The 7426-nt window shown below is 73.4% G+C and carries 7 protein-coding genes and 1 pseudogene; 5 read left to right on the top strand and 3 right to left on the bottom strand.

From position 1 onward, the window contains the following. Positions 1-158 (top strand): annotated as a pseudogene (locus MRBLMG1_RS26380) (ABC transporter permease); the annotation flags it as partial. Between the two features lie 197 nt (positions 159-355). Here MRBLMG1_RS26380 and MRBLMG1_RS26375 read toward each other — a convergent pair. The 3 genes from MRBLMG1_RS26375 to MRBLMG1_RS26365 form a co-directional block, all read right to left on the bottom strand. Next, positions 356-1309, bottom strand: a complete 954-nt coding sequence (locus tag MRBLMG1_RS26375) for an aminoglycoside phosphotransferase family protein (protein ID WP_367826607.1) — start codon at positions 1307-1309, stop codon at positions 356-358. A gap of 112 nt (positions 1310-1421) precedes the next feature. After that, on the bottom strand, positions 1422-2111 hold the full coding sequence (locus MRBLMG1_RS26370) for a copper homeostasis protein CutC (RefSeq protein ID WP_367826606.1): 690 nt from the start codon (positions 2109-2111) through the stop codon (positions 1422-1424). Positions 2112-2162: 51 nt separating this feature from the next. Further along, the gene (locus MRBLMG1_RS26365) at positions 2163-3140 is read right to left on the bottom strand and encodes a hypothetical protein (protein ID WP_367826605.1); all 978 of its coding nucleotides are present in this window, start codon (positions 3138-3140) and stop codon (positions 2163-2165) included. Positions 3141-3349: 209 nt separating this feature from the next. Here MRBLMG1_RS26365 and MRBLMG1_RS26360 point away from each other — a divergent pair, with 209 nt between their 5' ends. From MRBLMG1_RS26360 to MRBLMG1_RS26345, 4 genes are all read left to right on the top strand, one after another. Next, positions 3350-3631, top strand: a complete 282-nt coding sequence (locus tag MRBLMG1_RS26360; RefSeq protein ID WP_367826611.1) for a heavy-metal-associated domain-containing protein — start codon at positions 3350-3352, stop codon at positions 3629-3631. Positions 3632-3790: 159 nt separating this feature from the next. Beyond that, complete coding sequence (locus tag MRBLMG1_RS26355; protein WP_367826604.1) at positions 3791-6058, top strand: heavy metal translocating P-type ATPase; 2268 nt, start codon at positions 3791-3793, stop codon at positions 6056-6058. 40 nt (positions 6059-6098) lie between these two features. Next, on the top strand, positions 6099-6365 hold the full coding sequence (locus MRBLMG1_RS26350; protein WP_367826603.1) for a hypothetical protein: 267 nt from the start codon (positions 6099-6101) through the stop codon (positions 6363-6365). A 20-nt stretch (positions 6366-6385) separates the two neighbouring features. Beyond that, complete coding sequence (locus MRBLMG1_RS26345) at positions 6386-7387, top strand: hypothetical protein (RefSeq protein WP_367826602.1); 1002 nt, start codon at positions 6386-6388, stop codon at positions 7385-7387. Positions 7388-7426 lie beyond the last annotated feature (39 nt).

Raw genomic sequence — 7426 nt, 5'->3', positions numbered from 1 at the left:
AGTACCAGCCCTTCACCCCCGCCATCGAGACCCTCCGCGGCCTCCTCCTCGGCACCGAGATCGGCAACAACGGCTGGATCGCCGTCGCCTGGTGCCTCGCCCTCACCGTCCTCGGCTACCTCTGGTCGAAGGCGCAGTTCGACCGCGACCCCAAGTAAGTCCCGTGAGGACACGGGCCCTTGAGCCCAAAGGCACCGAACACACCGCACGCACCGCACGCACCGCACGCAGCACCCGAGCAGGACCCTCCGGGTCCACCCCACGAAGGCCCGTCACCGCCGTCCCCCGACGGCAGCGACGGGCCTTCGCCATGTCCGCCGGACCGCGTCCGCCCCGGGGAGACCCAGGTCCCGCGTCAGACCCCGTCCGTGAACTCGGCGAACTCCGTGAACTCGGCGAACTCCGGGAACTCGGCGAACTCCGCGAGCGCCTCCGTGCGCGTCCGGCGGGCGACCTCCGCCAGGACCGGGTTCGTGACCCGGTAGTAGTCCTCGGTCACAAGGCCCCAGGCCAGGGCCCAGCCCCGCCCGCGCGCCCAGGTCGCGTCGTCGGCGCCGGACTCCTCACGGAACGCCTCCCGTGTCCCGGCGGTCAGCAGGCTCCACGCGGGCATCATGTCGCAGGCCGGGTCGCCGACGCCCAGCCCGCCGAAGTCGATGACGGCGCTGAGCCGCCCGTCGCGGGTGAGGAGGTTGCCGGGCAGCAGGTCGGCGTGCACCCAGACCGGCGGCCCCTCCCACTGCGGAAGTCGCAGCACCGACTCCCAGGCGGCGATGGCCAGTTCGGCGTTCACGACGCCCTCGGCCGCCAGCGCGCGGACGGCCCCCGGCAGATGGCCGCCCTCCCACTCGGTGACCGGCCCGCCCCGGAACGACGCCGGCCCCCCACGCGCGTCGACACCCCGCAGCGCCTTCCCGAATCGGCCCAACTCCACCGCCGCGTGCCCCAGATCGGCGATCGGCGCGTCGAACGCGTCGCCGCCGTCCAGCCAGCGGTACACGGACCACGGCAGCGGAAACTCCGCCCCCTCCTCCGCCCGCCCCACCGGAACCGGCACCTCCAGCGGTAGGTGCGGCGCGAGCAGCGGCAACCACCGCTGCTCCTTCTCCACCTGCCGCGCCGCGTACGGCACCCTCGGCAGCCGCACCACGAGCTCGTCCCCGAGCCTGAACATCGCGTTGTCCGTCCCCGCGGACTCCACCGCCCTCACCGCCAGCCCCGCCCACGCGGGAAACCGCCCGGCGACGAGCCGTTCGACGAGTGCGGCGTCGATGTCGAGTTCGTCGGGTTGCATATTGGTGGCTGCCATGGCCGGAGGCTAACGGCCGCCCCACTCGCCCGGCGAAGTGTTTTCCCGTCTGCGGGGAGGGCCGCTCGCGACCGGAGCCCGTACGGCCCCGGCGCGATCCGACGGACGGCCCCTACGCGTCGATCGCCTCGCGCCAGGTGCGGACGGCGGTGGGGGAGACGGGGGCGGTCCAGCCGTGGGGGCGGGCGGCGCCGCCGATGTGGAAGGCGGTGAGGCCGGCGGTGCGGAGGGTGGGGAGGTGGTCGAGGCGGAGGCCGCCGCCGACGAGGATGCGGGGTTCGTAGCCGGGTTCGCCGGTGCGGGCGGCCTCGGCCTTGAGGGTGGTGAGGCCGTCGTCGACGCCGGTGGCGGAGCCGGCGGTGAGGTAGGTGTCGAGGCCGGGGAGGTCGGCGAGCCGCTTGCGGAGGCCGTCGCGGTCGGCGGCGCGGTCGATGGCGCGGTGGAAGGTCCAGCGGCATCCGTCGAGGACGGCGATGAGCCGCTCGACGGCGACCAGGTCGGGCTCGCCGTCGGGGGTGAGGAAGCCGAGGACGAACTCGTCGGCGCCGGCGGCGCGCAGTTCCTGCGCCCGCCCGGCCAGGGCGTCGACGTCGCCGGCGGCGAAGCCGTCGGTGAGGCGGAGCATCACGCGCAGCGGGATGTCCACGGCGGCGCGGATGGCGCCGAAGGCCGCCGTGGACGGGGTGAGGCCGTCCGCCGCCATGTCGGTGACGAGTTCGAGGCGGTCGGCGCCACCGGTCTGGGCGGCGACCGCGTCTTCCTCGTCGAGGGCGATCACCTCAAGGACTGCACGGTTGCTCATCGAGCCCATTCCTCCACGAATGACGCTTACAGGTCTAGTCCAATGACCAGACTAGCCGTGCGCGTGGCCTCCCGCACCGTGCGTGGTCTCACCAGCTGCGGGAACGGTGGCCTTGCCGCTCCCCGTGGTGACCGTGAAGGCGGCCGTGCGCACCTTGCCCTGGTGCTGGAAGTCCAGGAAGAGACGGTACGTGCCGGCGCTGGGCGCCGTCGCCGTGAAGGAGACGTCCGGGCCGGGGCCGCCCTCGTTCGGGTGTACGTGGAGGTAGGCGAGGTCGCCGTCGCGGAGGGCGACGAGGTGTCCGTACGCCCCGAGGTAGGGCTCCAGGTCGGTGACCGGCTTTCCGGCCTTGGTGACGGTGAGCCGGAGCTCGCCGGCCTTGCCCGGGTCGAGGGTGCCGCCGAGGCGGACCTGGTAGCCGTCGACGGTCGCGGTCGGGGCGACGGCGGGGAGCGGCTTGGGGGCGTACGCGCCCGGGACGGCGAGGTCGGCGCCGAGGGTGACGCCCTTGGCGCCGGGTCCGGCGGGCTTGAAGTCGGCGAAGGCCTTGTAGCCGCCGGCGGCGGGGAGGTCCGCGTCGACCGACCAGGTGCCGTCGGCGGCCTTGACCGGGTGCAGGTGGCGGAAGGTGTCGAGGTCGCGCGAGGCGACGATGAAGTGCAGTTCCTTGCCGTGCTCGGTGGTGAAGGCGGTGACCTTCCGGCCGGCCGCGTCCTTGATCGAGAACTTGAGGACGCTCTTGCCGGCGGCGGGCGTGGACGTCTCCAGGGCGAGCGTGTAGCCGTCCTGGGAGATCTGGAGGCCGCCGGGGAGGTCTGCGGCGGAGGTGCCGGCGGTGGCGCCCTCCTCGTGGCCGGCGTGCCCGCCGGCCGCCGGGTTCTCGGAGGGCGCGGGCGCGGCGGCGTGCTCGCCGTGCCCGGCCTTCGTCGGCTCGTCGACGGGCCCGACCCCCTTGCCGACCCCGTACGCGGTCCCGAAGGTCGCGGCGAGCGCGGCGGCAAAGGCAGTGATCTTCACTCCGGTGTTCATGACTGCTCTCCCGTGCGTGAGTGGGCGTGAGGGGGCGGGGGTGAGACACGGCGTGCCCCCCTTCGATGCCCTTCACCATACCCCTGGGGGGTATCGAGTCAAGTCGGGGATCTGCTTGCGATCGGATACCACAGGGGGGTATACATGGACTCACGACCGGATACCCCCCAAGGGTATCGGTGAAAGTGGAATCGACCGAGGAGGAAGCCATGGGCTCCTGCTGCACCCCCGACAACAGCTGCTCCACCACGGAGACCGCCGCCGTCGCGGTCGCCGACAGCACCGCCACCGTCTACGCCGTCTCCGGCATGACCTGTGGCCACTGCAGGACCGCGATCACCAAGTCCGTCGGCGCGCTCGACGGCGTCATCTCCGTCGACGTCGACGTCGACGGCGGCCTGGTGACCGTGACCACCGGCGGCGAGCCCGACGACGCCGCGATCACCGCGGCCGTCGACGACGCGGGCTACGAGCTGACCGGCCGGGCCTGATCCGCCGCCGGGCAGACCGACGCCCACCGGCGTCCCCCGTCCCGGGTACCCGACGGTCCGCCCGGCCGGCGGACGACCGCCCGCACCACCCCGGCCGCCGGGGCCCGCCCGCCACGCCCGGGCCCCGGCCCCCGATCCCGCTACACCGAGGAGCAGGAAATGACCACGACCACTCCGGGCACCGCCCAGGTCGAGCTCGCCATCGGCGGCATGACCTGCGCCTCGTGCGCGGCCCGGATCGAGAAGAAGCTCAACCGCATGGACGGGGTCGAGGCCACCGTCAACTACGCCACCGAGAAGGCCAGGGTCACCTTCGACGCCGACGTCGACGTCGCCGACCTGATCGCGACCGTCGAGGCCACCGGCTACAGCGCCAAGGAGCCGGAGCCCGAGCGGCCGGCGGCCGCCGGAGCCCCCGACGGCCCCACCGACGAGGAGAAGGCCGACGAGGAGCTGCGGCCCCTCAGGCAGCGCCTGGTCACCGCCGTCACGCTCGCCGTGCCCGTCATCGCGATGGCGATGGTCCCGGCCCTCCAGATCGAGTACTGGCAGTGGCTGAGCCTCACGCTCGCCGCGCCGGTCGTCGTCTACGCCGCCTGGCCGTTCCACAAGGCCGCCTGGACCAACGCCAAGCACGGCGCGGCCACCATGGACACCCTGATCTCGGTGGGCACGATCGCCGCGTTCCTGTGGTCGCTGTGGGCGCTGTTCTTCGGTACGGCCGGCACCCCCGGCATGACGCACCCCTTCGAGTTCACCATCGCCCGCACCGACGGCGCCGGGAACATCTACCTGGAGGCCGCCGCCGGCGTCACCGCCTTCATCCTGGCCGGCCGGTACTTCGAGGCCCGCTCGAAGCGCAAGGCGGGCGCCGCCCTGAAGGCCCTGATGCAGCTGGGCGCGAAGGAGGTGACGGTCCTCAGGAACGGCAGCGAGGTCACCGTACCGACCGCCGAACTCCAGGTCGGGGACCGGTTCCTGGTCCGCCCGGGCGAGAAGATCGCCACCGACGGCACCGTCGTCGAGGGCTCCTCCGCCGTGGACGCCTCCATGCTCACCGGCGAGTCCGTCCCGGTCGAGGTCTCCGTCGGCGACCCGGTCACGGGCGCCACCCTGAACGCCGGCGGCCGCCTGGTCGTCGAGGCCACCCGCGTCGGCTCCGACACCCAGCTCGCCCGGATGGCGAAGCTCGTCGAGGACGCCCAGAACGGCAAGGCCGCCGCCCAGCGGCTCGCCGACCGGATCTCCGCCGTCTTCGTGCCCGTGGTCATCGCGCTCGCGCTCGGCACCCTCGGCTTCTGGCTCGGCACCGGCCAGGGCCTGACCGCCGCCTTCACCGCGGCCGTCGCCGTCCTGATCATCGCCTGCCCCTGCGCCCTCGGCCTCGCCACCCCGACCGCCCTCATGGTCGGCACCGGCCGCGGCGCCCAGCTCGGCATCCTGATCAAGGGCCCCGAGGTCCTGGAGACCACCCGCAAGGTCGACACGATCGTCCTCGACAAGACCGGCACCGTCACCACCGGCCGGATGACCCTCCTCAAGGTCCACACCGCCGACGGCACCTCCGAGACCGACGTCCTGCGCCTGGCCGGCGCCCTGGAGCACTCCTCCGAGCACCCCATCGCCCAGGCCGTCGCCACCGGCGCCGCCGCCGAGGTCGGCACCCTGCCCACCCCCGAGGACTTCGCCAACATCCCCGGTCTCGGCGTCCAGGGCGTCGTCGACGGCCACGCCGTCCTCGTCGGCCGCGAGAAGCTGCTCGACGACTGGGCCATGGCCCTCCCGGCAGAGCTCAAGACCGCCAAGGACACCGCCGAGCGGGCCGGCCGGACCGCCATCGCGGTGGCCTGGGACGGCGAGGCCCGCGCGGTCCTGGAGGTCGCCGACGCGGTCAAGGAGACCAGCCCGGAGGCCATCAGGCGGCTCCGCGCCCTCGGCCTCACCCCGATCCTGCTCACCGGCGACAACAAGGCGGTCGCCGAGGCCGTCGCCGCCGAGGTCGGCATCGACGAGGTCATCGCCGAGGTCATGCCGCAGGACAAGGTCGACGTCGTCAAGAGGCTCCAGGCGGAGGGCCGTTCGGTCGCCATGGTCGGCGACGGCGTGAACGACGCCGCCGCGCTCGCCCAGGCCGACCTGGGCCTGGCGATGGGCACGGGCACGGACGCCGCCATCGAGGCCGGCGACCTGACCCTCGTCCGCGGGGACCTGCGGGCCGCGGCCGACGCCATCCGGCTCTCCCGCAAGACCCTCGGCACGATCCGCTCGAACCTCTTCTGGGCCTTCGCCTACAACGTGGCCGCCCTGCCGCTCGCCGCGGCCGGCCTGCTCAACCCGATGATCGCGGGCGCGGCCATGGCCTTCTCCTCGGTCTTCGTGGTCGGCAACAGCCTCCGGCTGCGCGGCTTCCAGGCCGCCGACCGCTGACACCCCGCCCCGTGAACCCCTGATCACCGAGGAGCCCGTCGTGGCCGGTTACGGACAGCACAAGGAAGACATCATCAGACGCCTGCGCCGCGCCGCGGAGGCCGCCGTCGCCGCCGTGTCCGAACGCCAGGTCCGCCGCATCCTCGGCGACATCAACACCGAAATCGCCGAGGCCCTCCGCCGCCCGCCGGCCGACCCGACAGACCGCTTGGCGATCTGCAGGAGCTTCCCGCCCCCGGGCCCTCCCGACGGCCCCGGGGGACCCTTGTCCGCACCCCCACCCCATGAGACCGTTTCGCTGAACTGACGGAGAATCAGGGGGGATTCATGGCAGTCGAACCGATGGAAGGCGACCGGGCAGTGATGGACCAGTACGCGCTGCCCTGGATCGAGGCGAACGAGGACCGCTCGTCCGACGCCGACGGACACCTCCGCACCTACCTGTCGTCCCTGGAGGGCGACGGGGCCGACGCGACGAAGGCCGTGGAACGGCTGATCTCCAGCGGACGCGGCGAAGCGCTCAAGGCACTCGGCGAGCACTGGTCCCGCGTCCACGCCTGCTTCGGGCAGACCACCAGGGCCGCCCTCGACATCGCGAGCGAGATCCAGAGCTGCGGCGACACCATCGTCATCGGCAAGGACCGCGCCCAGGACATCGTCTCGTACCTCCGCGACATGAACCCCGACGTCGGCACCGCCACCCCGGACGCCCGACTCCAGCGGCACATCGACGTCGCCAGGGACGACCTGGAGGGCAACGTCACGATGACGCTCGGCGACGCCCGCGAGGGCGCGGCCCGGGCCCGCAGCGCCGAGGACGTCGTCGCCCTCAAGACCGTCCCCACCACCCTCGCCGGCCTCCTCGGCCGCGCCGTCGGCGGCGACCTGGGCAGCGGCAACGGCATCGCCGGCGGGATCGGCGCGGGCGCCGGTGTCGCCGGCGCCCTGGCCCCCGGCGTCGAAGGGGGAGCCGGCGTCGCCGGCCCGGTCTCCGGCACCAACGCGGGCAACTGGAACGTCTTCGTCGACCACGACGAGCACAAGCGCGCCGCCGACGGCCTCGCCAAGGCCGCCGAACACCTCCGCGGCGACACCACCACCGCCCTCGCCCGCGCCCTCTACGACCTCGACGCCCTCGCCGCCAGCGGCTCCGTCGGCAGCGCCGTCGCCGCCGAGTACACCCCCCTCGTCCACGACCTCGACCTCGCCACCCGCGCCCTCGCCGACCACCTCGACGGCCCCCTCCGCGACGTCGTCCGCACCATCTCCACCGACCAGCAGGACACCGACGACGACAACCGCGGCCGCTTCGACTTCTGGAAGCACTGACCGACCCCCGCCCCCTGTGACGCGGAACACAGGGAACGT

The organism is Streptomyces sp. LMG1-1-1.1 (assembly GCF_040815545.1).
In the GTDB taxonomy this organism is placed as follows: domain Bacteria; phylum Actinomycetota; class Actinomycetes; order Streptomycetales; family Streptomycetaceae; genus Streptomyces.
The sequence above is the reverse complement of the archived record's forward strand: the minus strand, read 5'-3'. Positions and strand labels throughout refer to the sequence as shown.